Genomic DNA, 26,277 nt, shown 5'->3' with positions numbered 1-26,277 from the left:
AAAGGGGAAAATAATTTTGATACTGTAAATATATCTTATTATTAAAAAAATATAACAACTATTAGTTGCTTCTACTGTAACAACTGATTAATAAACTGTATGTATCGATAATTGGTTAAATAGCTAGTGCTTTTTCTTTCTTTTATCTAAAAGTTGTTTTATGGTAATAAAAAAACTCATTAGACATCTAATGAGTTTTAATGTAATATTCAAGGGAATCAATTTATCTAAAAGGGGAAAATAATTTTGATACTGTAAATATATCTTCTTATTAAAAAAAATGGAACATTTATTAGTTGCTTCTACTGCAACAACTGATTAATAAACTAAAAGTATCGATGAATGGTAAAATAGCTAGTGCTTTTTCCTTTTTTTATCTAAAAGTTGTTTTATGGTAATAAAAAAACTCATTAGATGTCTAATGAGTTTTAATATAATATTCAAGGGGAATCAATTTATCTAAAAGGGGAAAATAATTTTGATACTGTAAATATATCTTCTTATTAAAAAAATGTAACATTTATTAGTTGCTTCTACTGCAACAACTGATTAATAAACTAAAAGTATCGATGAATGGTAAAATAGATATTCTTAATTTTCTAAAAAAATGAATACTTAACTTTTAAAAAACCTATGAGAAGAGTAGATAAAAACAAAGTGAAAAAAAATAAAAAAACAGAAATAATAGATAAGGTAACTATCTCAACTTTATTATTTTTCCCTACAAAAACCCTATATAATAAAATTATTATAAAAAAATACACTATTGGATCAAGTAATAAAGGGCTTTTAAAAACCATATAACTTAACAATCCAAACAAAGTGGCTTGACCAACAACAAATGAACTAATTGCTAGATGCTCAGAATAATTATATTTTCTAAAAACCAATTTTGTAAAAAAACTTAAAGGAATTATTGAAAATATCCAGAAAAATTTAAGATATTCTCTTATAAACCTTCCTCCTGCATTACCTATTTTTCGAAATACTAGATCATTTACACCAACTTCATTAATTGTTTTCGGTACTCTAAATATCCCCTCAACAATTAAATAAATCGAAATTGTAATAATTAAAAATGATATTGGATTTAAAACTCCTTTCCTCTTCCCCTCAATATATTCTAAAATAACTTTTTTAGGATTTATAATTAATGTTTTTACATTAAACAAAAAACCTTTATCCATATTAGCTACTGATAAAAATGCGTAATTAAACATTGATGTAAATGTTATTTTTTCTACATTCTTTTTCTCTCCACAATTAGGACAAAATTTCTCATCATGTTCATGATTACATGAAATACAATTCATTTAAAATTTACTTAAAATGCTAATGTTAGTTTGTAAAAGTATATAAAAAATGTTTAAAACTTAAAAAAGCTCATTGTTTTACTAATGAGCTTTTTAATAATAAACTTAAGGGAATCAATTTATCTTTAGGGGAAAATAATTTTGATACTGTAAAAGTAAATACTTAACTAAAATTAAAACTGCTTATTAGTTGTTTAGTTTATCTCAGCCGTTTAATCGACAAAAAGTATCGACGAATGGTATAAATGTGTAGATTAAATAATCAAAACTCAAAAAATCTTTCTTTTTTCTGTATTTAAAAACCAACTAAATTAGTAAACATGACAAATATCATATTTTAAGAAAGCCTTCAAAACTACCTTTGATGTATTATTATCAGGCAAGATATGAGCGTTATTTACTTACTACTTTCACTAAGTATTTTAGTGGCTATTGTTTTCTTTATAGCATTTATTGTTTCCGTAAAAAAAGGACAGTACGATGATTCGTACACACCTTCTGTTCGTATGTTATTTGATGATGAATTAGTTAACGAAGAAAAAATTAACAACTAACAATAGATATTAAATTCAAATAGATTATGGAAATGCAACAATTTTATTACGATAATAAAATCGTAAAAAAATTCATCTATGCAACGTTACTCTGGGGGATTGTAGGGTTCTCAGTAGGTTTGCTATTGGCTTTTATGTTTTTATTCCCAAATATTACTGACGGAATTTCATGGTTAAGTTTTGGTCGTTTACGCCCTTTACATACCAACGCAGTAATTTTTGCCTTTGTAGGAAATGCAATTTTTGCAGGTATTTATTACTCACTACAAAGGTTATTAAAAGCAAGAATGGCTAATGATTTTTTAAGTAATTTTAATTTTTGGGGGTGGCAATTAATTATTGTTGCAGCGGCAATAACATTACCTTTAGGGTATACATCATCAAAAGAATATGCTGAACTAGAATGGCCTATTGATATTGCTATTGCATTAGTTTGGGTAGCTTTCGGTGTAAACATGATATGGACCATTATGAAAAGAAGACAGCGTCATCTTTATGTAGCTGTATGGTTTTATCTAGGTACTTTTGTTACTGTAGCAGTTCTTCATATTTTTAACAGTTTAGCATTACCTGTAGGCTTTTTAAAAAGTTACTCTGTATACGCTGGGGTTCAAGATGCTTTAGTTCAATGGTGGTATGGACATAATGCAGTAGCATTTTTCTTAACAACTCCATTTTTAGGATTAATGTATTACTTTGTACCTAAAGCTGCTAACAGACCTGTATATTCTTATAGACTATCAATTGTTCACTTCTGGTCGTTGATATTTATTTATATCTGGGCAGGTCCTCACCATTTATTATATACTTCATTACCTGAATGGGCTCAAAATTTAGGAGTTGCTTTTTCAGTAATGCTTATAGCTCCTTCTTGGGGAGGTATGATTAATGGTTTATTAACTCTTCGCGGAGCATGGGATAAAGTACGTACAGATCCTGTTTTAAAGTTCATGGTAGTAGCTATTACTGGGTATGGTATGGCAACCTTTGAAGGGCCAATGTTATCGTTAAAAAACGTAAATGCAATTGCCCACTTTAGTGACTGGATTATAGCACACGTTCACGTTGGAGCTTTAGCATGGAACGGCTTTTTAACCTTTGGTATGCTGTATTGGTTAATACCTCGTATGTTTAAAACAAAATTATATTCTACAGCTTTAGCTAACTTCCATTTTTGGATTGGTACGCTAGGTATTATTATGTATGCTTTACCAATGTATGTTGCTGGTTTTGTTCAAGCTTCTATGTGGAAACAATTTAACCCTGACGGAACATTAACTTATGGTAATTTTTTAGAAACTGTCAACGAAATTATACCAATGTATTGGATGCGCGCTATTGGAGGTAGTATGTTTATTGTTGGAGCATTTGTAATGCTATACAACGTTATAAAAACAGTTAAATCTGGTAGTGATGTGACAGATGATTTAGCAGAGGCACCAGCCTTAACAAAAGTATCTAAACATAGAACTGGTAGTGAAACATGGCACACTTGGTTAGAAAGAAGACCTATTAAGTTAACTATTTATGCTACTGTAGCAATCTTAATTGGTGGTGTTATTCAAATTATACCAACACTTTTAGTAAAATCAAACATTCCAACTATAACGAGTGTAAAACCTTATAGTCCTTTAGAATTAGAAGGTAGAGACTTATATATACGTGAAGGTTGCGTTGGATGTCACTCACAAATGATTCGTCCTTTTAGAAGTGAAGTAGAACGTTATGGAGAATACGCTAAAGCTGGAGAGTTTGTATATGATCACCCATTCTTGTGGGGTAGTAAACGTACTGGTCCTGATTTATTAAGAATTGGTGGAAAATATTCTGATAGTTGGCACTTAAATCACATGTATGATCCTCAAAGTACATCACCTGGTTCTATTATGCCTAGCTACAAATGGTTAATGAGAAGCAAATTAGATAAATCTAGTACTGAAGGAAAAATGAAAGCAATGGTAAGTCTTGGTGTTCCTTATACTGATGAAGAAATTGCTAATGCACAAGCTAATATGGATGCTCAAGGAATGAAGATTCAAGAAAATTTACATGCTGACCCAGATTTTGCAAAAAATTACGCATCTGACAAACAGTATGCTCAAGAAAATGGTGTTGAATTTATTGAAATGAAAGATAGAGAAATTGTTGCTTTAATCGCTTATTTACAACGATTAGGTACAGATATTAAAGTAAAAGATGTTCAAGATCAATTAAGTTCTAAAAAATAGAAATCATGTTAAAATTTGTAAAAAATCACCTAGAGAGTATTACCGGAATTGAAATTTACCCAATGATTTCATTAACCATTTTCTTTACCTTTTTTGTAGTACTGTTTTGGTGGGTATATACTGCCAAAAATGAATATATAAGTAAAGTAAGTCAATTACCATTAGATAATTAGTAAAATAAAAGAAGATGAAAAAATATTTTCAATCATTAGCATATATCTCTTTTATAGCTATTACATTTTTTGCTATAGTTAAAGCTATAATGTCATACGAAAATCCTTTTAGCTTGTATGAAAACCCTTTAGTTTGGATAGCTTTAGTAGCATTAATTTTAGTAGTTCTTTTAAAAGAATTAGTAAATATTGTAGCTCAGCAAAAAGCTGAAGAACTTCAATTAGAAAAAGACGGAATTAAGCCTGAAGAAGTTGATCATTGGGCTTGGGCTAAAGATCTTATTACTAAATGGACTCAAGCTAAAGCTATTGAAGAAGAAGGTGAAATTGAGTTAGACCATAACTATGATGGAATTAAAGAACTAGATAACAACTTACCGCCATGGTGGCTATATATGTTTTATGCTACTATGATTTTTGGAGTTATCTATTTAGTAAAATACCACGTTTTTAATGGTGACAATCAAATTGTAGAATATGAAAAATCTGTTGCTATAGCAAAACGTGAATTAGCAGCCTTTAAATCTACCTCTAAAGAAGCTATTATTGATATGGAAACGGTTACTGTTTTAACAGACGAAAGTGATTTAAATAGAGGAAAAGCCGTATTCAATTTAAACTGTGCTGCTTGTCATTTAAAAGATGGTGGTGGAGGTATTGGCCCTAACTTAACCGATAAATATTGGATTTTAGGTGGAGGTATAAAAAATGTTTTCAAAACTATTTCAAAAGGAGGTAGAGATGGTAAAGGTATGGTAGCTTGGGGAAAAACATTAAAACCTAAAGATATTCAAAAAGTTTCTAGTTATGTTTTATCATTACAAGGAACAACTCCTGCCAAAGCCAAAGCTCCTCAAGGAGATTTATACGAAGAAGAATAAATAAGAAATTAAAATTTTGGTTTTTTAATAGTTAGTTATTATGGAAACACCCAAGGATGAAGTTTTTAGAGATAGTATTAGCACTATAAATAGTGATGGTAAACGTTCTTGGGTTTTCCCTAAAAAACCTAGTGGTGTTTTTTACAAGTACCGTACATATATAAGCTATTTTCTATTATTCATTTTATTATCAGCTCCATTCATTAAAATAAACGGGAATCAATTTTTACTATTTAATGTTTTAGATAGGCAATTTAACATTTTTGGTTTTCCTTTTTGGCCACAAGATTTCCATTTACTCGTGGTATCAATGATAATTGGTGTTGTTTTTATTATCCTATTTACTGTTGTTTTTGGTCGGATATTTTGTGGATGGATTTGCCCGCAAACGATTTTTTTAGAAATGGTTTTCAGAAAAATTGAATACTTAATAGAAGGAGATAGAGGGAAACAAATTCGATTAGATAAACAACAATGGAATGCTGAAAAAATAAAGAAGAGAGTTTTAAAATGGGTTATCTTTTTTATAATTTCATTTATAATTGCTAATGTATTTTTGGCGTATCTTATTGGTGGAGATAGATTAATTACCTACATAACTGGTAATCCTTTTGAGAATATAAGCACACTAATTTCATTACTAATATTTACAAGTGTTTTCTATTTTATATTCGCTTGGTTTAGAGAACAAGTATGTATTATAGCTTGTCCATACGGAAGATTACAAGGTGTATTATTAGACAACAAAACTATTAATGTTGCTTATGATCATGTTAGAGGAGAAAAAGAAAATGGTAGAGCAAAATTCAAAAAGAACGAAGATAGAAAGGCTTCTGGAAAAGGAGATTGTATAGATTGTTTTCAGTGTGTTAATGTTTGTCCAACTGGTATAGATATTAGAAACGGAACACAACTTGAATGTGTTAATTGTACTGCCTGTATTGATGAATGCGATCATATGATGGAAAAAGTTGGTCTTCCCAAAGGTTTAATCAGGTATGCTAGTGAAGAAAACATTAGTAAAAAGGCTCCTTTTAAGTTTAATGCCAGAATGAAAGGCTATACAGCAGTCTTATTTATATTAATTGGTGTTTTAATAGGAATGTTGTTTTTACGAAATGATGTTGAAGCAACTATATTAAGACTTCCAGGGCAATTATATGAACATAAAGAAAATGGTATTATTAGTAATATTTATACGTTTAAAGTAATTAATAAAACTACACAACAAATAAATAATGTTAGTTATAAACTAATATCGCATAAAGGTAAAATTGAAATTGTAACACATCAAAACTTTGAAATTCCAAAGCAAGGTTTGGCTGAGGGCACTTTATTTATAGAATTACATAAATCTATAATGAAAGGTGATAAAGAAAAATTAAAAATTGGAGTTTATAGTGGTACTAAACTCATTGAAACAACAACAACAAACTTCTTAGGTCCAAGGAGCTATAGATAAACCAGTTATTATATAAATATAATAACATAAAAAAACAATAAAATGAAACTAAACTGGGGCACGGGTATAGTAATATCAATCATCGCTTTTATGAGCTTTATAATGTACTTTGTAATTACAATGAGCACAAAACAAGGGTATAATCATGATTTAGTAACTGAAAAATATTATCAAAAAGAATTAGATTTTCAGCAAAACATTGAGGCTACAAAAAATGCTAAAAGATTAAAAAACAACATTACTATAAATAAATCTAAAGAAGGCTTAATTATTAATTTTCCTAAAGATTTTGACTACAAAAAAATAAAAGGTAAAATGTTTCTATACAGACCATCTAATAAACAATTGGATTTCGAAATACCACTTTCACTTTCCAATACATATTTGCTCGTGCCTGAGAACCGTTTATTGGGTGGTCGATGGAACATTACCATAAGTTGGCAATACAAAGGTAGAAACTATTTATTTAAAGAAGAACTTATTTACTAATGTTATTATCAGCTATTATATTAGGATTATTAGGTAGTTTCCACTGCATTGGAATGTGTGGTCCTATAGCTTTTATGTTACCTATAGATAGGACTAATAAAGTAAAACAATTTTTTCAAATTACGAGTTATCATTTTGGAAGAACTCTTACCTATAGCTTAATGGGACTTCTTTTCGGATTGCTCGGAAAAAGTTTTTATTTCTTTGGCTTTCAACAACAATTATCAATCATTGTAGGGCTTTTAATGATATTAATTGTATTGCTTCCTAAAATAGCACGCAAAATCACAATTTTTTCTAAACCAATTAACAAATTAATATTTAAAGTAAAATCAGCTTTAGGAAATGAGTTAAAAAAGAAAGGAAATGATACATTTTTTACCATAGGTTTTCTTAATGGGTTTCTTCCATGTGGTTTAGTTTATATGGCTGTATTTGGTGCTTTAACAACATCTAATGCTTTAGAAGGAAGTTTATATATGTTTTTATTCGGTTTAGGCACAATTCCTTTAATGACGACAGTTGTATATATTGGTAATTTTGCAAATGTTTCAATTAGACAAAAAATTCAAAAAGCAATTCCTTATGTTGTTGCTTCGATAGGTGTTTTATTTATACTTCGTGGCCTAGGTTTAGGCATTCCATACATCTCTCCAAGTGAGTTAGTTTCTACAATTAGTGAAACAGCAAAAGGTTGCCATTAAAACAATATTTTCTTTCTTAGACTGATATAAATCATGTTTTAAAAACACAAAATATCATAACTTAGAGTATCAATCAAAACCTTTAAATTATGAAAAGAATAATTGTTCCTATTGATTTTTCAATCTATTCTGAAAACGCATTAAAATCTGCCGCCTATTTAGCAAAAAAACACAATGCTGAAATCATTGCTGTTCATATGCTTGAGCTTTCTAATGCTATAGCTTCACAATCAGAATCATATGCACAACAAGAAACTATATTTTACTATAAACTAGCTGAAAGAAAATTTTCAGATTTTTTAAATAAAGAGTATTTAAACTCAGTGAAAGTAACACCAGTAATTAAACATTTCAAAATATTTAGTGAATTAGATCAACTATCAAGAGAAGAAAATGCTGATTTAATTATTATGGGATCACGTGGCACAAGTGGCTTAAAAGAAATGTTTATTGGCTCTAACACGGAAAAAGTAATACGTTATGCAAACGTTCCTGTATTAGTTATTAAAGAAAAACCTATTGAAACAGATTTAAAAACGGCTGTTTTTGCTTGTGATTTCTCTGATGATGATATTAAACCATATCAAGAAGCAAAGGCTTTCTTTAGTGCTTTGGGCTGTGATTTAAAATTAACTTATGTAACTACACCAACATCAAATTTTAAAAGCACTAAAGAAATTAATGATAAAGTAAGTAAATTCATTAATAAAACACATGAAGCAATAGACTCATTTAATAACATTAAAATTATTGCTGATTACTCGATTGAAGAAGGTGTTTTATATTATGCAAATACTATTGATGCAGATGTATTAGTTTTAGCTACCCACGGTAGAAAAGGAATTGCACACTTTTTTGAAGGTAGTATATCCGAAGATATTGCCAACCACAGTACATTGCCTGTGATTACTTTTAAAATATAACACTAAAAAAGCCCACAAATGTGGGCTTTTAATATTTTCAAAAAAAATTAAAAAGTATAATTGAAATTTATTTAACTTTTTATGCTTCTCCAGTTGTACCTCCAAAATTCATAGGAATAGGTGGTTGTTCATAATCTTTAATTTCACCATGAGCTTGTTCAAACTTACGAATATTTTCAGCTAATGCCTTTGTAAGTCTTTTAGCATGTTGTGGTGTTAAAATAATTCTCGATTTTACTTTTGCCTTAGGTACACCAGGCATAATATTTATAAAATCAACTATAAACTCAGAAACTGAATGATTGATGATTGCTAAATTACTATACGTTCCTTCAGCTATATCTTGATCTAATTCAATATTTAATTGTGGGTCATTGTTATTTTCGTCCATACTACAATATTACGTTTAAAAAGAAAGACCTCTAAAATAGAGGTCTTTCCTTATAATTACAATAGTTTTTATAAACTATTTTCTATTTCATCTTTAGGACCTACAATTTGTGTATCGTAGCTTCTCATTCCTGTTCCTGCTGGTATTCTCTTACCTACAATTACATTCTCTTTTAATCCTTCTAATGTATCTATCTTACCATTAACAGCAGCTTCATTTAAAACTTTCGTAGTTTCCTGGAACGATGCCGCAGAAATAAACGATTTTGTTTGTAATGACGCTCTTGTAATACCTTGTAATACCTGCTCAGCTGTTGCTGGTTGAACATCACGTGCTACTACTAAGTCTTTATCTGATCTACGTAATAAAGAGTTTTCATCTCTTAATTGACGTGCAGATATCATCTGTCCTGCTTTTAAGTTTTCAGAATCACCAGCTTCTTCAACGATTTTCATTCCATAAATAGCATCATTCTGCTTAATGAAATCATTTTTATGAATTAATTGGTTTTCTAAGAATAAAGTATCACCTGAATCGATAACTCTAACTTTACGCATCATTTGACGTACAACTACTTCAAAATGCTTATCGTTAATCTTTACCCCTTGTAAACGATATACTTCTTGTATTTCATTTACTAAGTATTCTTGAACAGCTGAAGGTCCTTTAATATTTAAAATATCTATAGGAGTTGTTGCTCCATCAGATAATGGCATACCTGCTTTTATAAAGTCATTCTCTTGAACTAAAATCTGGTTAGATAATTTAATTAAGTATTTCTTAATTTCTCCAGTTTTAGACTCGATTATAATTTCACGGTTACCTCTCTTAATTTTACCGAAAGATACTACCCCATCAATTTGAGCTACAACAGCTGGATTAGATGGATTACGTGCTTCAAATAATTCAGTTACACGTGGTAAACCTCCTGTAATATCCCCTGCTTTACCAGACTTACGTGGAATTTTAACTAAAGTATGACCAGACTCAACTTTATCACCATCACTTACCATTAAATGTGCACCTACAGGTAAACTATACGAACGTAAAGCATTACCGTCTGCATCTTCAATAATTAATGAAGCAATAATTTTTTTATTTTTAGAATCAGTCATTACTTTTTCTTGGAAACCGGTTTGCTCATCAACTTCAACAGAGTAGTTTATACCTTGTTCTAAGTTATCAAACTTAACTCTACCTCCAAATTCAGAAACAATAACACCGTTAAATGGATCCCACTGACAAACTACATCACCTTTCTTAATATCTTTTCTTTCTTTATTAAAGATAGTAGATCCGTAAGGGATAATATTTGTACTTAAAGTAATTCCTGTTTTCTTATCAGTAATTTTAATTTCTGCTGTACGTGAAATAACGATTTCAATTTCTTTTCCTTCGTTATCTTTACCTTTTACAGTACGTAAATCATCAATAGAAACTTTTCCTTCAAATTTAGCTATTAACTTATTATCTTCAGAAATATTACCTGCTACCCCACCAACGTGGAACGTACGTAATGTTAACTGTGTACCCGGCTCTCCAATAGATTGTGCTGCAATAACTCCTACTGCTTCACCTCTTTGAACTTTTTTACCAGTAGATAAACTTTGTCCGTAACACTTAGCACATATTCCTCTTTGAGATTCACATGTTAATGCTGAACGAACTTCAACTCTATCAATACCAGACTCTTGAATAATTTCAGCTAACTTAGGAGTAATTAATTCTCCAGCTCCAATTAAAATTTCATCAGTAGTTGGCTTGAAAACATCATGTAATGCAGTACGTCCTGAAATTCTATCACTTAATGATTCAACTATTTCATCATTTTTCTTTAATGGAGTAACTTCTAATCCTCTTAATGTACCACAATCATCTTCATTTACAATTACATCTTGAGAAACATCTACTAAACGACGTGTTAAGTAACCTGCATCGGCCGTTTTTAAAGCCGTATCCGCAAGACCTTTACGAGCACCGTGCGTAGAGATAAAGTATTCTAAAATTGATAACCCTTCCTTAAAGTTAGAAAGAATTGGATTCTCAATAATTTCTCCACCTCCAGCTGTAGATTTTTTAGGTTTTGCCATTAATCCACGCATACCTGTAAGCTGACGAATCTGTTCTTTAGATCCACGCGCTCCAGAATCTAACATCATAAATACTGAGTTAAATCCTTGTTGGTCTTCACGTAAACGTTTCATAGACAACTCAGTTAATTGGTTATTGGTTCTACCCCAAATATCAATTACCTGATTATAACGTTCTTTCTGAGTAAGCATACCCATGTTATAGTTCATTATAATTCCATCAACTTCTTTGTTAGCTTCAGCAATCATAGATTGCTTTTCAGCAGGAATAATAATATCACCTAATGAGAAAGATAAACCACCTTCGAAGGCGTATTTATATCCCATATTTTTAATTTCATCTAAGAAATTACCAACAGAAGGAATATCAGTTACCTTTAAAATACCACTAATAACACCTCTTAAAGACTTCTTAGTTAATACATCATTAATGTATCCTGCAGCTTTTGGTACTTTTTCGTTAAATAAAACTCTACCAACTGTAGTTGCTATAATTCTAGTAACGTGCTCACCATCAACAACATCATGCGTACGAACTTTAATTCCCGCATTTAAGTCTACTCTTTCTTCATTTAAAGCTATAATAACTTCTTCTGGAGAATAGAAAGTTAATCCTTCACCTTTAATAGGCACTTCAGGAGTTGACTTTCTTTCTTTAGTCATGTAGTATAAACCTAATACCATATCCTGAGATGGTACCGTAATAGGTGCTCCATTTGCAGGATTCAAAATATTATGAGAACCTAACATTAATAACTGAGCTTCTAAAATTGCTTCAGGTCCTAATGGTAAGTGAACCGCCATTTGATCACCATCAAAATCGGCATTGAAGGCAGAACAAGCAAGTGGATGTAAACGAATTGCTTTTCCTTCAATTAATTTAGGTTGGAATGCTTGAATACCTAAACGGTGTAACGTAGGAGCACGGTTTAGTAAAACTGGATGTCCTTTAATTACATTTTCTAAAATATCCCAAACTACAGGTTCTTTTCTATCTATAATTTTCTTTGCAGATTTTACAGTCTTAACAATACCTCTTTCTATTAATTTACGAATAACAAAAGGCTTGTATAATTCTGCTGCCATATCTTTTGGCAGTCCACATTCAAATAATCTTAATTCAGGTCCAACAACAATTACAGAACGCGCAGAATAATCAACACGCTTACCTAATAAGTTTTGACGGAAACGTCCTTGTTTACCTTTTAAACTATCAGATAATGATTTTAATGGTCTGTTAGATTCTGTTTTTACAGCTGATGCCTTACGTGTGTTATCAAATAATGAATCTACTGATTCTTGTAACATACGTTTTTCATTACGTAAAATTACTTCTGGTGCTTTAATTTCCATTAATCGTTTTAAACGATTGTTACGGATAATTACACGACGATATAAGTCATTTAAATCAGAAGTAGCAAAACGCCCTCCATCAAGAGGTACTAATGGACGTAATTCTGGTGGTATAACTGGTACCGCCTTCATTATCATCCATTCAGGTTTATTCTCTCTATTTTTTTGAGAATCTCTAAATGCTTCAACAACATTTAAACGCTTTAACGCTTCATTTTTACGTTGTTTAGATGTTTCAGTATTTGCTTTATGACGTAACTCATAAGATAAAGTATCTAAATCGATTCTTTCTAATAAATCAATTAAACAATCTGCTCCCATTTTAGCTATAAACTTATTTGGGTCAGAGTCTTCTAAATACATATTATCTTGTGGAAGTTCATCCGCAATGTCTAAATACTCTTCTTCAGTTAAGAAATCCATTTTTTGTAATGGCTCTCCTTCAGAATTTTTAGCGATACCTGGCTGAATTACTACATATCTTTCGTAGTAAATAATCATATCTAACTTCTTAGATGGTAACCCTAAAAGGTATCCCATTTTGTTAGGTAATGATCTGAAGTACCAAATATGTGCTACTGGTACTACTAAATTAATATGACCTACTCTATCTCTACGAACTTTTTTCTCAGTTACTTCTACACCACAACGGTCACATACGATACCTTTATATCGTATTCTTTTATATTTACCACACGCACACTCATAATCTTTTACAGGACCAAAGATACGCTCACAAAATAAACCATCTCTTTCTGGTTTATGAGTACGGTAGTTAATTGTTTCTGGTTTTAAAACCTCACCTCTAGAAGCCTCTAAAATAGACTCTGGTGATGCTAAACCTATTGAAATTTTGTTAAACTTCTTAACAGTGTATTTTTCGTTTTTTCTTGCCATGATAATGGATTCGAATTAAAAATAAATGTCTTACGTAAGACTGATATGAAAAAATGATTTGTCTCAGGGTTTTAACCCTGAGACATTTCACTGTGATTATTCTTCTAACTTAACGTCTAATCCTAAACCTTTAAGTTCATGCATTAATACGTTAAATGATTCAGGTAAACCTGGTTCTGGCATAGTTTCACCTTTAACAATACTTTCGTATGTTTTAGCTCTTCCTAATACATCATCAGACTTCACGGTTAAGATTTCACGTAAGATACTTGATGCTCCATATGCTTCAAGTGCCCAAACTTCCATCTCTCCAAAACGCTGACCTCCAAACTGAGCCTTACCTCCTAATGGTTGTTGTGTAATTAATGAATAAGGTCCAATAGAACGCGCGTGCATTTTATCTTCAATCATGTGACCTAACTTAATCATATAAATTATTCCAACTGTTGCTGGTTGATCAAAACGTTTTCCTGTTCCACCATCATATAAGTATGTATGACCGTAACGAGGGATTCCTGCTTCATCTGTTAAAGCATTAATTTCGTTAATATTTGCCCCATCAAAAATTGGTGTTGCATATTTTTGGTCTAATTTTTCACCTGCCCAACCAAGAACAGTTTCATAAATTTGACCAATATTCATACGCGATGGTACCCCTAATGGATTAAGAACTATATCTACAGGTGTTCCGTCTTCTAAGAAAGGCATATCTTCTTGACGTACGATACGCGCAACAATACCTTTATTTCCGTGACGTCCTGCCATTTTATCACCAACTTTTAATTTACGTTTTTTAGCTACATAAATTTTAGCAAGCTTTAAAATACCAGCAGGTAATTCATCTCCTACAGAAATTGTAAACTTTTTACGACGTAATACACCTTGTAAATCGTTTACTTTAATTTTATAGTTGTGAACTAATTCAACAACTAAATTATTTAAATCTTTATCAGTAGTCCAAGTTCCGTGTAAGTGAGTAAAGTCTCCAACTGAATTTAACATTTTTTGAGTAAATTTCTTACCTTTTGGTAATACTTCTTCACCTAAATCGTTATAAACACCTTGAGAGGTTTTTCCAGTTATTAAGTTAAATAACTTGTCTATTAATATATCTTTTAAACCTTCAAACTTTGATACGTAAGATGCTTCTAAAGTAGCTATTGCTTCTTTATCTCTAGCACGCTTATTTTTATCTTTTACTGCACGTTTGAATAATTTTTTATTTATTACAACTCCTCTTAATGAAGGTGAAGCTTTTAATGATGCATCTTTTACATCACCTGCTTTGTCTCCAAAAATAGCACGTAATAATTTTTCTTCTGGTGTTGGGTCAGATTCTCCTTTTGGTGTTATCTTTCCTATTAAGATATCTCCAGGATTAACTTCTGCTCCAATACGAATCATTCCGTTTTCGTCTAAGTCTTTAGTAGCCTCTTCAGAAACATTAGGAATATCATTAGTTAACTCTTCAGCTCCTAATTTTGTATCACGAACATCTAAAGAATATTCATCAATATGAATAGAAGTAAAAATATCTTCACGAACAACTTTTTCAGAAATTACAATCGCATCCTCAAAGTTATACCCTTTCCAAGGCATGAAGGCTACTTTCATATTTCGTCCTAAAGCTAATTCACCTTTTTGAGTTGCATAACCTTCACAAAGAACTTGACCTTCTTCAACTCTATCTCCAACTTTTACAATTGGTTTTAGGTTAATGTTTGTTCCTTGATTTGTTTTTCTAAACTTAATTAAGTTATATGATTTCTCATCAGAATCAAAGCTTACTGTACGCTCATCCTCAGTTCTATCATACTTAATTGTAATTCTATTTGCATCTACGTATTGAACTGTACCTGCTCCTTCTGCATTTATTAGAATACGAGAATCTTTAGCTACTCTACGCTCTAAACCTGTACCTACAATTGGAGATTGAGGACGTAATAATGGAACTGCTTGACGCATCATATTCGATCCCATTAATGCACGGTTGGCATCATCATGTTCTAAGAACGGAATTAATGATGCTGATATAGATGCAATTTGATTAGGTGCAACATCCATATAGTTAATTGCATCTGGAGTTTCAACTGGAAAATCTCCTTCTTCACGAGCAATAACTCTCTCAGATTCAATTGCTCCTTCACTAGAAACAGGAAGATTAGATTGTGCAATCTTCATTCCTTCTTCTTCTTCAGCACTTAAATATATAGGTTCATTATCTTCTACAACACCATTATCAACTTTCTTATAAGGTGTTTCTATAAATCCAAGGTTATTAACCTTTGCAAATACAGCTAATGAAGAAATTAACCCAATATTTGGTCCCTCTGGTGTTTCAATAGGACATAAACGACCATAATGAGTATAGTGAACATCACGAACCTCAAAACCTGCTCTTTCTCTTGATAAACCTCCAGGTCCTAAAGCCGATAAACGACGCTTATGTGTAATCTCAGCTAATGGATTCGTTTGATCCATGAATTGAGATAACTGGTTAGTTCCAAAGAAAGAATTAATTACTGAAGATAATGTTTTAGCATTAATCAAATCAATTGGTGTAAATACCTCGTTATCACGAACGTTCATACGCTCACGAATAGTACGTGCCATACGAGCTAAACCTACTCCAAATTGACCAGCTAATTGTTCTCCTACTGTTCTAACACGACGGTTAGATAAGTGATCAATATCATCTACTTCTGCTTTTGAATTTATTAATTCAATTAAGTATTTGATAATTGTAATTATATCTGTTTTAGTTAATACTTTTTGGTCTATTGCTTCGTTAAGACCAAGTTTGGTATTCATTCTAAAACGTCCTACTTCTCCTAAACTATAACGTTGTTCAGAGAAAAACAATTTATCTATAATACCTCTTGCTGTTTCCTCATCTGGCGGTTCAGCATTACGTAATTGTCTATAAATATGTTCTACTGCTTCTTTTTCAGAATTCGTAGGATCTTTTTGTAATGTATTATGAATGATGGCATAATCTGCAAGCAAATTATCTTCTTTATGTAATAAGATAGTTTTTGCTCCAGCTTCAATTATTTCATCAATATGTTCTTTCTCTAAAATTGTATCACGGTCAAAAACTATTTCATTACGCTCAATAGATACTACCTCTCCAGTATCTTCATCAACAAAATCTTCATGCCAAGTTTTTAATACTCTTGCCGCTAATTTTCGCCCTAATACTTTTTTTAATCCAGCTTTTGAAACTTTTATTTCTTCAGCTAAATCAAAAATTTCTAAAATATCTTTATCTCTTTCAAAACCTATGGCTCTGAATAATGTCGTTACTGGTAATTTTTTCTTTCTATCAATATAAGCATACATCACTTGATTGATATCGGTTGCAAATTCAATCCAAGAACCTTTAAATGGAATAACTCTTGCAGAGTATAATTTAGTTCCATTAGCATGGAAAGATTGACCGAAGAATACACCTGGTGAACGGTGTAATTGTGATACCACAACACGTTCTGCTCCGTTTATAATAAACGTTCCAGAATTTGTCATATAAGGTATTGTACCTAAATAAACATCTTGAACAATAGTTTCAAAATCTTCATGTTCAGGATCAGTACAATATAACTTTAAACGTGCTTTTAAAGGTACACTATGTGTTAAACCACGCTCTATACATTCTTGAATGCTATACCTAGGCGGGTCAACAAAATAGTCTAAAAATTCTAATACAAATTGATTACGGGTATCAGTAATCGGAAAGTTGTCCATGAAAGTTTTATATAAACCTTCATTACCTCGCTGTTCTGCTTTAGTTTGCAGTTGGAAAAAGTCTTGAAAAGATTTTACCTGAATATCAAGAAAATCAGGATAATCTGCTCCTAATTTTGATGATGCGAAGTTAATTCTTTCAGTAGTGTTTATCGTTGCCAAAAGAGATACTATTTTTAAATTAAAAATATATTTTTTGAAACTTATTGTTTCAATAATGCAATTTTTATTGCAACAACCGACTGTTAATCAGTTTATTATTATCGTATAATCACAAATTAAACTTATGTGATAAGATAAAGAACGAATATATACACAAAATGGTTTAGGACTAAAAACATAAGTTTCTAGTACCTAAACCTTTATTGTTTATCCCGTTTAATAACCGGGAAAGATATTACTTAAGCTCTACTTCAGCTCCAGCTTCTTCTAAAGACTTTTTAAGACCTTCAGCCTCATCTTTAGATACACCTTCTTTTACTGCTGCTGGTGCGCTATCAACGATACCTTTAGCTTCTTTTAATCCTAAACCAGTTAATTCTTTAACTAATTTAACAACTGCTAATTTAGAACCTCCTGCTGCTTTTAAGATAACATCAAATTCAGTTTGCTCTTCAGCTGCTTCACCTGCTCCTCCAGCTGGTCCTGCTACTGCTACTGCTGCTGCAGCTGGCTCAATACCATGCTCTTCTTTTAAAATATCAGCTAATTCATTAACTTCTTTTACTGTTAAGTTAACTAATTGTTCTGCGAAATCTTTTAAATCTGCCATTTTAATTGTTTTTAAAAATTTTATTATTTTAGTTTATTAGTGCGCGTAATTATTTTTCAGATAACGTTGTAAGAATACCTGAAAGTTTGTTACCACCTGATTGTAATGCTGAAACAACATTTTTAGCAGGCGATTGTAATAATGAGATAATATCTCCAATAAGTTCTTCTCTAGATTTGATGTTTACAAGAGCGTCTAATTGGTCATCACCAACATAAACTGCTTCTTCAACATATGCACCTTTTAATAAAGGCTTATCTGATTTTTTTCTGAACTCTTTGATAACTTTAGCTGGAGCATTAGATGCTTCAGAAATTAACATTGAAGTATTACCTTTTAATACATCTTGTAACTCAGCAAATTCTTTATCAGAAGCTTCCATTGCTTTTGAAAGCAATGTGTTCTTAACAACAGATAACTGTACATTCGCTTTAAAACAAGCTCTACGTAAGTTTGATGTAGTAACAGCATCTAATCCAGATATATCTGCTAAATAAATGGTATTAGTATCTGCTAATTGTGCTGTTAAATCTTCTATTACTTGTGATTTTTCCTCTCTAGTCATGATTAAAAAGTTTTAACTGCCTTATGATAAAGATTTTTCATCAATAGCAACACTAGGACTCATAGTTGAAGACATAAAGATACTTTTTATGTACTCTCCTTTTGCTGCTGTTGGCTTTAATTTAATAAGTGTTTGCAATAACTCGTTTGCATTTTCTTCAATCTTTTTAGCATCAAAAGATACTTTCCCGATTGCAGCATGTACGATACCAGTTTTATCAACTTTAAAGTCAATTTTACCAGCTTTTACTTCTGTTACTGCTTTTGATACATCCATTGTTACTGTACCTGTTTTAGGGTTAGGCATTAAACCTCTTGGTCCTAAAATACGACCTAAAGGACCTAATTTACCCATAACACTAGGCATAGTGATTATTACATCAACGTCTGTCCATCCTCCTTTAATTTTTTGAAGGTATTCATCTAATCCAACATAATCTGCACCAGCTGCTGTAGCTTCTGCTTCTTTATCTGGAGTAACTAATGCTAAAACTTTTACATCTTTACCTGTTCCGTGTGGTAATGTTACAACACCACGAACCATTTGATTAGCTTTACGAGGATCTACTCCTAAACGTACTGCTAAATCTACAGATGCATCAAATTTAACATTTGTAATATCTTTTACTAAAGCTGATGCTTCTGTTAAGTTATAAACTTTAGAGCTATCTAATTTAGCGTGAGCCTCTTTTTGTTTTTTAGTCAATCTTGCCATTTTCTAAATCTCTTTTAAGTTTATGCAGGAGCATCGCCCGTTACTGTTAATCCCATAGAACGAGCTGTTCCAGCGATCATTCTCATTGCAGATTCAACTTCAAAGGCATTCATATCAACCATTTTGTCTTCTGCAATTCCTCGAATTTGATCCCAAGAAACTTTTGCTACTTTTTTCCTATTAGGTTCACCTGAACCTTTCTTAATTTTGGCCGCTTCTAATAATTGTACTGCAGCTGGTGGTGTTTTTACTACAAATTCAAATGATTTGTCAGTATAAACAGTAATAACAACAGGTAATACTTTACCTTGTTTGTCCTGTGTACGTGCATTAAACTGCTTACAGAACTCCATGATGTTAACACCGGCAGCACCTAAAGCGGGTCCAACTGGTGGCGACGGATTCGCTGCACCTCCCCTTACTTGTAGTTTTACTAATTTACTTACTTCTTTTGCCATTGTTTAAGATTTAACGATTTGTTTAAAAGTGGAAGCTAAAAACAAATCAAAATATAGGTTGTAACAATTATATTTTCTCTACTTGCATGTAATTCAATTCTAATGGTGTTTTTCTTCCGAAAATCTTAACCATTACCTCAAGCTTACGCTTTTCTTCATTTACATTTTCAACTGTACCATCAAATCCATTAAAAGGACCATCAATTACTTTTACAGTTTCTCCTACGTTATATGGTATTGCAATATTTTCATCCTTTACAGATAACTCATCTACTTTACCTAACATTCTATTTACCTCTGATTTTCTCATAGGCACAGGATCTCCTCCTTTAGTTTCACCTAAAAAACCAATAACTCCAGTTACTGATTTTATTATGTGTGGTACTTCTCCAGCTAAGTTAGCCTCAACCATTATGTACCCTGGAAAATAAACTCTTTCACGGTTTATTTTTTTTCCATTTCTTACTTGAATAACTTTTTCTGTCGGAACAATTACTTGACTTACAAAATCAGATAAACCATGACGTGCTATTTCAGTTTCGATATAAGTTTTCACTTTATTCTCTTGACCACCAATAGCTCTAACAACATACCACTTCATCACTGACTCAGCCATTATTAAAACCTTTTAAAGAAGTTATCTAACCCTGTTTGAAAAACCCAATCAATTCCTGCTACAGCTAATGCAAAAACTATAGTAAATGCAGCTACAACTACCGTTGACTTTTGAGCCTCTTCTCTAGATACCCAAGTCATATTAGTATTTAATTCTTCAAAAGAATCTTTAATGTATTGTATAAAGTTATTCATGATTTTATCCTTTTAACGAGTTACAGAAAAACCTGTAACTCGTTTTAGTTTTGCACGGATTGAGGGACTCGAACCCCCGACACCTGGTTTTGGAGACCAGTGCTCTACCAACTGAGCTAAACCCGTATTTCATTTTAAAAGGAGCCTCTCTTTTTAAAGAGACTCCTTATTTTATATATTTAAGACCTTAAAATTAGTCTAAAATTTCAGTTACCTGACCAGCACCAACTGTTCTACCTCCTTCACGGATTGCGAACTGTAAACCTAAGTTTAATGCAATTGGTTGGATTAAATCAACAGTAATTGTTAAGTTATCTCCTGGCATTACCATTTCAACTCCATCAGGTAAGTTAATGTTTCCAGTAACATCAGTAGTACGTACATAAAACTGAGGACGGTAGTTATTATGGAATGGAGTATGACGTCCACCTTCTTCTTTCTTTAAGATATACACCTCAGCTTTAAACTTAGCGTGTGGAGTTACAGAACCTGGCTTACAGATTACCATTCCTCTTTTAATATCTTCTTTAGCTATACCTCTTAATAAGATACCAGCGTTATCTCCAGCCTCACCTCTATCTAAGATTTGACGGAACATTTCAATACCAGTTACAGTAGAAGTTAATTTCTCTTCTCCCATACCAATAATCTCAACAGCGTCACCAGAATTGATGATACCAGTTTCAATACGACCAGTAGCAACAGTACCACGACCTGTAATTGAGAATACATCTTCAATTGGCATTAAGAAATCTTTTTCAGTATCTCTTGGTGGCTCTTCAATCCAAGTATCTACAGATTCCATTAATTCTAAAACTGTATTAACCCATTTTTCTTCACCATTTAAAGCTCCTAAAGCAGAACCTGAAACTACAGGACCATTATCTCCATCATATTCATAGAAAGATAATAATTCTCTTACTTCCATTTCTACTAACTCTAATAACTCCTCATCATCAACCATGTCAACTTTGTTTAAGAAAACAACGATACGTGGAATACCTACCTGACGACCTAATAAGATGTGTTCACGAGTTTGTGGCATTGGACCATCAGTAGCAGCAACTACTAAGATAGCTCCATCCATTTGTGCAGCACCAGTTACCATGTTCTTTACATAATCGGCGTGACCTGGACAATCAACGTGAGCATAGTGACGATTAGCTGTTTGATACTCTACGTGAGAAGAGTTAATTGTAATACCTCTCTCTTTCTCCTCTGGAGCATTATCTATTTGATCAAAAGCTCTTGCTTCTGAATATCCTGCATCTGCTAAAACCTTAGTAATTGCAGCAGTTAAAGTAGTTTTACCGTGATCTACGTGACCAATAGTACCTACGTTTAAGTGCGGTTTCGAACGATCATAAGTTCCTTTTGCCATGATTATTAATTTTTATTCTTAGTTAAATATATTTAGTGTTACTTTAAAACCTATTTTAAAATACTCTAAAAGAGCCAGCGACGGGATTTGAACCCGTGACCTCATCCCTACCAAGGATGCGCTCTACCAACTGAGCTACACCGGCTTGGAAATTAGAGCGAGAGACCGGGTTCGAACCGGCGACATTCAGCTTGGAAGGCTGACGCTCTACCAACTGAGCTACTCTCGCGGATTTTAAAACCTTTCATTAATAATTAAAAATTGAAGCTTAATATATCAATTAATCAGTTTTAAAAAGTGGGGAGAGCAGGATTCGAACCTGCGAAGTCGTAAGACAACGGAGTTACAGTCCGTCCCATTTGGCCGCTCTGGAATCTCCCCATTTTAATTGTACTATGTTAATGAACTTTAATTGAGCCGATGGAGGGACTCGAACCCACGACCTGCTGATTACAAATCAGCTGCTCTAGCCAGCTGAGCTACATCGGCTTTTTATTGCAAAAAACAATCCGCTATTTCTAACGGACTGCAAATGTATAAAGTAATTTTGATTTTCTAAAACTTTTTTTGAAAATTTTTTCATTTTTATAGCACTAAAAAATCTTTATCCTTTTCTTTTGATTTTTTTAACTGCCTTTTTAACGACTCAATCGCAACACTAATACCCTCTTCAAAGGTTTTATATTGTTTTTTAAACATCAACTCACTTCCTGGTATATTAACTTTTACTTCAGTAATTTTATTTTCCTTCTCACTTGTTTTTTGCACTTTTAAAAACACCTCTGCATCAACAATCTTATCATGAAACTTTTCTAAGCCCCCTATTTTCCTCTCTATATAGTCAATTAATTTCTTGTCGGCGGTGAAGTTAACAGATTGTGTAAATACCTTCATAATCTTTCAATTTTTAATCAGCTCCTCTAGGGTGAGCCATGTTAAACACTTTTTTCATTTCTTCCAAGCTATTATGCGTATAAACTTGGGTAGAGGCTAAACTTGAATGCCCTAGTAATTCTTTAACCGAATTCAGCGATGCACCATTATTTAATAAATGAGTAGCAAAGGCGTGCCTTAACACATGCGGACTCTTTTTTCCTTTTGTAGACACCCTACTAAAGTACGAATTTATTATTCTATAAACAAGTGTTTCATATATTTTACCTCCCTTTTTAGTCATCAATAAATAACCACCATCATCTGTTAACGACAGTTCTTTTTTCTTAATCAAATAACTATCAATAGTTTCCACTACAAATGGCAACAAAACAACTAATCTTTCTTTATTTCTCTTACCTAAAACTTTTATAGTATTATTAACATAATCGATATTTTTTTCTTCAAGACTAATCAATTCCGCCCTCCTTATACCTGTTGAATATAACAACTCAACAACTAACCTATCTCTTAATCCTTCGAAATCATCTTTCTCTTTTATTAAATTTATTGCATTATTTATTTCCAACTCCGTAAAAGGTGAATTGATTTTTTTCTGAACCTTTAATGATTTATGTTTTGCTAATGGATTTATATCAATTTCTTCTATTTTTTGCAAAAAATTATAAAATGACTTTAATGAACTCACCTTCCGATTAACACTTCTATTCGAAACACCTCCATTCACCAAATCTACAATCCAATTTCTTATTTCACGATAGTGAATACTCGTTAAATCATCTTCTTCATAATTCTCTATACAAAACTCCTTAAACGCTATCAAATCGTTTTCGTAAGCCATTATGGTATGTTTAGAATATTTCTTTTCAAACTCTAAATACTCCAAAAACGATGTTACTAGCATAAATAAATGTATATCCTCAAATTTAACCAATGTTTACCACAAACAAAAGTCCCGTATTAAAATAATACGGGACTTTATTTATTTTAAGGATTTTTTATCCTATTTCTTCTTGTGTTCTTAACTGCTGAACATAAGATGCTTTTATTTTTCGAGCTCTATTAGCTACTGAAGGTTTTGTAAACTGCTTCCTATTACGTAATTCTCGCATTGTTTTAGTATTGCTAAATTTACGTTTGTAACGTTTTAACGCTCTATCAATATTCTCTCCTTCTTTTACTGGAATGATTAACATATAATTGCACCTCCCTTCATGTCTGTCTCTAAATTTTATTTTTTAGGACTGCAAAAATAAAAACAAATTTTGAAATACAATTATCTTTTGTGAATTATTTTCAAACTATTCATCATCAATACTTTCTTCACTAGAATTACTTATAAAAAACTATTATAATTTTGAGAATACAGCACCTACTAGGTTGCTGGTCTATATTCTTTTTTATCGATAATCATTTTTGCAATAATCTCTTTTAAAATCTCAGAAGTACCACCCCCTATTGGACCTAAACGACTATCTCTTAAAAGTCTTGCCATTGGATAATCCTCCATATAACCATACCCTCCTAATAACTGTAAAGCATCGTATATAACCTCATCAGCCATCTTTGTAGAGAGCAACTTACTCATACTTGCTTCTTTCACTACATATTGGCCATCATTTAATCGCTTTGTGATTGAGTAATTATACTCTTTACACATATCAACTTTACTTGCCATTTCAGCAACTTTATGCCTCAATGCTTGAAATTCATTTAAATGTTTACCAAATGCCTGTCTTTCATTCATATATTGCAATGCATAATCTACAGCATATTCAGATCTGGCATGCGCATTTATACCCATAATCAAACGTTCTAAAGCAAAATGTTGCATAATATAAGAAAAACCAGAACCTTCCTCTCCCATTAAGTTTTCTTTAGGAACAATAACATTATCAAATGCTATTTCAGCGGTATCAGATGCTCTCCATCCTAATTTATCTAATTTAACAGCTGAAACTCCCTGTACATTTCTATCAACAACAAAAATACTCATCCCTTTATGTTTTGCTTCAGGGTTTGTTTTTGCCGCAACTACTAAATAATCAGAGTAAACACCATTTGTTATAAATGTTTTTGATCCATTAATCACAAAATTATCTCCATCTTTTATTGCTGTTGTACGCATTCCTGCAACATCACTTCCTCCAAAAGGTTCAGAAATACATAAGCACCCTATTTTATCACCTTCAATACTTGGTGTTAAATATTCTTTTTTAATTCTATCATCTCCTTCTTTATTAAGATGCGTCATGGCTAAATATGCATGAGCCCACATGTTTGCAGCAAAACCTCCAGAATTAATTTTCTGTAATTCTTCTAAAAAGATTACCGTATAAAAAAGATCTAAACCTAATCCACCATATTCTTCAGGCTGGTTTAAACCAAAGTAGCCCATTTCCCCAAACTTTTTCCAAATAAAACGTTCAACAGTCCCATCCTTTTCCCATTTATCTATATGAGGAACAACTTCTTTTTGTAAAAAGTCCTTAAAACTTTGACGAAAAGATTCGTGCTCTTCAGTAAAGTACATACTATTCATTGATTTTATAATTAGTTGTTGTTTATTTCGCTTCCAAATATAAGACTATTCTAGCGTATTTTTTTAATGGGAAACCGCTAATATTTTTCAATTCAGCAATGTTTTGAATTTCGGCAACTTCCTCCTTATAATCAAATATTTTTTTACAAAGTATATAATCTATATACGGATTTCTTAAAACCTCTTTAAATGTAGCTGTATTTACATTCACTTTTAATATTTTCGGCTTATGTAGTATTTTAAAAGTACTCCTTAGTTTTCTTACAACATTATCCTTAATTCCAGAAACTTCGTTTAATTGTGACACAAAAGTAAACCCTTGTATTCTACTTCTATAATTTAATAATTTTTGAGCTAACTCTTGATCCCCCACACAATTCACCACATCTCTTAATGTGACCTTATTTATATCAATACTTGAGAACTTAATAACCTCTTCAAATTCTTTTTGCTTCGCACTAGATCTGATTATATTTTCAGCGTCATTTCTTTTTTTCAGATTTCTCTTAGTTACCCAATCAGGAAATTTAAAATAAGGCGCTATTTTAAAAAATAAACTATCCGATATTTTTGTTACTTGTTGAAATTCCTTTTTTGAATTTATAAATCTTCCTCTTTTTCTAAACTCATGTAATCTATCTATTTCATCTATAGACATTCCTAATTTACTCCCTTTGTAATCAGAAATATAATTAGGATTAAACGGATATAACTTAGGCCCTTTCTTTTTAAGTTTATCTTCCCTTAGGCTATCTATTTCTTTTAAAAAAACTGCTAATTCATTTTCATCTAAATCTTCAGTTTCTTCTTCATGAAAATTTACAAATACATATATAGCTTGCAACAGGACAATAAGAATTATTAAAAAGAAAATCCCATTTCTTTGGCTTTTAGTATACCAGAAATGGGATTTGAATAACTTCATTTTATATGGAATAT

Annotated in this window: 24 protein-coding genes and 5 tRNA genes; 8 read left to right on the top strand and 21 right to left on the bottom strand. The window is 31.7% G+C overall.

Annotation, left to right across the window (positions count from 1 at the left end):
* Window positions 1-599: 599 nt before the first annotated feature.
* Entirely contained in the window at window positions 600-1,313 is a 714-nt protein-coding gene (locus DS884_RS09280) for a DUF3667 domain-containing protein (RefSeq protein ID WP_113786564.1), read from the bottom strand.
* 386 nt (window positions 1,314-1,699) lie between these two features.
* Here DS884_RS09280 and ccoS point away from each other — a divergent pair, with 386 nt between their 5' ends.
* The 8 genes from ccoS to DS884_RS09240 all read left to right on the top strand — a co-directional run bounded on the left by ccoS (window position 1,700) and on the right by DS884_RS09240 (window position 8,727).
* Window positions 1,700-1,867: a cbb3-type cytochrome oxidase assembly protein CcoS gene (ccoS, locus tag DS884_RS09275; RefSeq protein ID WP_093869038.1), complete on the top strand. Its 168-nt coding sequence runs from the start codon at window positions 1,700-1,702 to the stop codon at window positions 1,865-1,867.
* 26 nt (window positions 1,868-1,893) lie between these two features.
* The gene (gene ccoN / locus DS884_RS09270; RefSeq protein ID WP_113786563.1) at window positions 1,894-4,095 is read left to right on the top strand and encodes a cytochrome-c oxidase, cbb3-type subunit I; all 2,202 of its coding nucleotides are present in this window, start codon (window positions 1,894-1,896) and stop codon (window positions 4,093-4,095) included.
* Between the two features lie 5 nt (window positions 4,096-4,100).
* A complete protein-coding gene (locus DS884_RS09265) occupies window positions 4,101-4,268 on the top strand; it encodes a CcoQ/FixQ family Cbb3-type cytochrome c oxidase assembly chaperone (RefSeq protein ID WP_093869040.1) in 168 nt (55 codons plus the stop codon).
* 14 nt (window positions 4,269-4,282) lie between these two features.
* The gene (locus tag DS884_RS09260) at window positions 4,283-5,149 is read left to right on the top strand and encodes a cbb3-type cytochrome c oxidase N-terminal domain-containing protein (RefSeq protein WP_113786562.1); all 867 of its coding nucleotides are present in this window, start codon (window positions 4,283-4,285) and stop codon (window positions 5,147-5,149) included.
* 40 nt (window positions 5,150-5,189) lie between these two features.
* On the top strand, window positions 5,190-6,611 hold the full coding sequence (gene ccoG / locus DS884_RS09255) for a cytochrome c oxidase accessory protein CcoG (protein WP_113786561.1): 1,422 nt from the start codon (window positions 5,190-5,192) through the stop codon (window positions 6,609-6,611).
* A 42-nt stretch (window positions 6,612-6,653) separates the two neighbouring features.
* Window positions 6,654-7,100: a FixH family protein gene (locus DS884_RS09250; RefSeq protein WP_113786560.1), complete on the top strand. Its 447-nt coding sequence runs from the start codon at window positions 6,654-6,656 to the stop codon at window positions 7,098-7,100.
* Window positions 7,100-7,804: a sulfite exporter TauE/SafE family protein gene (locus DS884_RS09245; RefSeq protein ID WP_093869043.1), complete on the top strand. Its 705-nt coding sequence runs from the start codon at window positions 7,100-7,102 to the stop codon at window positions 7,802-7,804. The genes DS884_RS09250 and DS884_RS09245 overlap by 1 nt, the downstream gene beginning before the upstream one ends.
* An 89-nt stretch (window positions 7,805-7,893) precedes the next feature.
* Complete coding sequence (locus tag DS884_RS09240) at window positions 7,894-8,727, top strand: universal stress protein (protein ID WP_113786559.1); 834 nt, start codon at window positions 7,894-7,896, stop codon at window positions 8,725-8,727.
* A 79-nt stretch (window positions 8,728-8,806) separates the two neighbouring features.
* On the opposite strand, the gene DS884_RS09235 is transcribed toward DS884_RS09240, so the two are convergent.
* From DS884_RS09235 to DS884_RS09140, 20 genes are all read right to left on the bottom strand, one after another.
* A complete protein-coding gene (locus DS884_RS09235) occupies window positions 8,807-9,118 on the bottom strand; it encodes a DUF3467 domain-containing protein (RefSeq protein ID WP_093869044.1) in 312 nt (103 codons plus the stop codon).
* A gap of 68 nt (window positions 9,119-9,186) precedes the next feature.
* A complete protein-coding gene (rpoC, locus tag DS884_RS09230; RefSeq protein WP_093869045.1) occupies window positions 9,187-13,458 on the bottom strand; it encodes a DNA-directed RNA polymerase subunit beta' in 4,272 nt (1,423 codons plus the stop codon).
* Between the two features lie 96 nt (window positions 13,459-13,554).
* Window positions 13,555-17,364 carry a DNA-directed RNA polymerase subunit beta gene (gene rpoB, locus DS884_RS09225; protein WP_093869046.1) on the bottom strand — a complete coding sequence of 1,270 codons (3,810 nt, stop codon included), beginning with the start codon at window positions 17,362-17,364 and terminating at the stop codon, window positions 13,555-13,557.
* Between the two features lie 235 nt (window positions 17,365-17,599).
* Complete coding sequence (rplL, locus tag DS884_RS09220; RefSeq protein ID WP_093869047.1) at window positions 17,600-17,974, bottom strand: 50S ribosomal protein L7/L12; 375 nt, start codon at window positions 17,972-17,974, stop codon at window positions 17,600-17,602.
* 49 nt (window positions 17,975-18,023) lie between these two features.
* Window positions 18,024-18,539, bottom strand: a complete 516-nt coding sequence (rplJ, locus tag DS884_RS09215) for a 50S ribosomal protein L10 (protein WP_093869048.1) — start codon at window positions 18,537-18,539, stop codon at window positions 18,024-18,026.
* A gap of 21 nt (window positions 18,540-18,560) precedes the next feature.
* Window positions 18,561-19,253 (bottom strand): 50S ribosomal protein L1, encoded by a 693-nt coding sequence (gene rplA, locus DS884_RS09210; RefSeq protein WP_093869049.1) that lies wholly within the window; start codon window positions 19,251-19,253, stop codon window positions 18,561-18,563.
* Between the two features lie 20 nt (window positions 19,254-19,273).
* Window positions 19,274-19,711 carry a 50S ribosomal protein L11 gene (gene rplK / locus DS884_RS09205; protein WP_093869050.1) on the bottom strand — a complete coding sequence of 146 codons (438 nt, stop codon included), beginning with the start codon at window positions 19,709-19,711 and terminating at the stop codon, window positions 19,274-19,276.
* Window positions 19,712-19,778: 67 nt separating this feature from the next.
* The gene (gene nusG, locus DS884_RS09200) at window positions 19,779-20,327 is read right to left on the bottom strand and encodes a transcription termination/antitermination protein NusG (RefSeq protein WP_093869051.1); all 549 of its coding nucleotides are present in this window, start codon (window positions 20,325-20,327) and stop codon (window positions 19,779-19,781) included.
* Between the two features lie 2 nt (window positions 20,328-20,329).
* Complete coding sequence (gene secE, locus DS884_RS09195; RefSeq protein ID WP_093869052.1) at window positions 20,330-20,521, bottom strand: preprotein translocase subunit SecE; 192 nt, start codon at window positions 20,519-20,521, stop codon at window positions 20,330-20,332.
* A gap of 53 nt (window positions 20,522-20,574) precedes the next feature.
* Window positions 20,575-20,647 (bottom strand) — tRNA-Trp (locus DS884_RS09190).
* A gap of 67 nt (window positions 20,648-20,714) precedes the next feature.
* Window positions 20,715-21,902, bottom strand: coding sequence for an elongation factor Tu (tuf, locus tag DS884_RS09185; protein ID WP_093869053.1), 1,188 nt, complete (start codon window positions 21,900-21,902; stop codon window positions 20,715-20,717).
* Window positions 21,903-21,974: 72 nt separating this feature from the next.
* A tRNA-Thr gene (locus DS884_RS09180) sits at window positions 21,975-22,047 on the bottom strand.
* Window positions 22,048-22,058: 11 nt separating this feature from the next.
* Window positions 22,059-22,131 (bottom strand) — tRNA-Gly (locus DS884_RS09175).
* 69 nt (window positions 22,132-22,200) lie between these two features.
* Window positions 22,201-22,283, bottom strand: a tRNA-Tyr gene (locus DS884_RS09170).
* 34 nt (window positions 22,284-22,317) lie between these two features.
* Window positions 22,318-22,391, bottom strand: a tRNA-Thr gene (locus DS884_RS09165).
* Window positions 22,392-22,487: 96 nt separating this feature from the next.
* On the bottom strand, window positions 22,488-22,796 hold the full coding sequence (hpf, locus tag DS884_RS09160) for a ribosome hibernation-promoting factor, HPF/YfiA family (protein WP_113786558.1): 309 nt from the start codon (window positions 22,794-22,796) through the stop codon (window positions 22,488-22,490).
* Window positions 22,797-22,809: 13 nt separating this feature from the next.
* Complete coding sequence (locus DS884_RS09155; RefSeq protein WP_113786557.1) at window positions 22,810-23,700, bottom strand: tyrosine-type recombinase/integrase; 891 nt, start codon at window positions 23,698-23,700, stop codon at window positions 22,810-22,812.
* A gap of 94 nt (window positions 23,701-23,794) precedes the next feature.
* The gene (gene rpsU, locus DS884_RS09150) at window positions 23,795-23,992 is read right to left on the bottom strand and encodes a 30S ribosomal protein S21 (RefSeq protein ID WP_093869054.1); all 198 of its coding nucleotides are present in this window, start codon (window positions 23,990-23,992) and stop codon (window positions 23,795-23,797) included.
* A gap of 179 nt (window positions 23,993-24,171) precedes the next feature.
* On the bottom strand, window positions 24,172-25,338 hold the full coding sequence (locus DS884_RS09145; protein WP_093869055.1) for an acyl-CoA dehydrogenase family protein: 1,167 nt from the start codon (window positions 25,336-25,338) through the stop codon (window positions 24,172-24,174).
* A 22-nt stretch (window positions 25,339-25,360) separates the two neighbouring features.
* The gene (locus DS884_RS09140) at window positions 25,361-26,263 is read right to left on the bottom strand and encodes a ComEA family DNA-binding protein (protein WP_113786556.1); all 903 of its coding nucleotides are present in this window, start codon (window positions 26,261-26,263) and stop codon (window positions 25,361-25,363) included.
* Between the last annotated feature and the right edge of the window lie 14 nt (window positions 26,264-26,277).

It is taken from the genome of Tenacibaculum sp. E3R01, from assembly GCF_003318185.1.
Taxonomy (GTDB): Bacteria; Bacteroidota; Bacteroidia; order Flavobacteriales; family Flavobacteriaceae; genus Polaribacter; species Polaribacter halocynthiae.
This window is presented reverse-complemented; position numbering and strand designations above follow the sequence as displayed.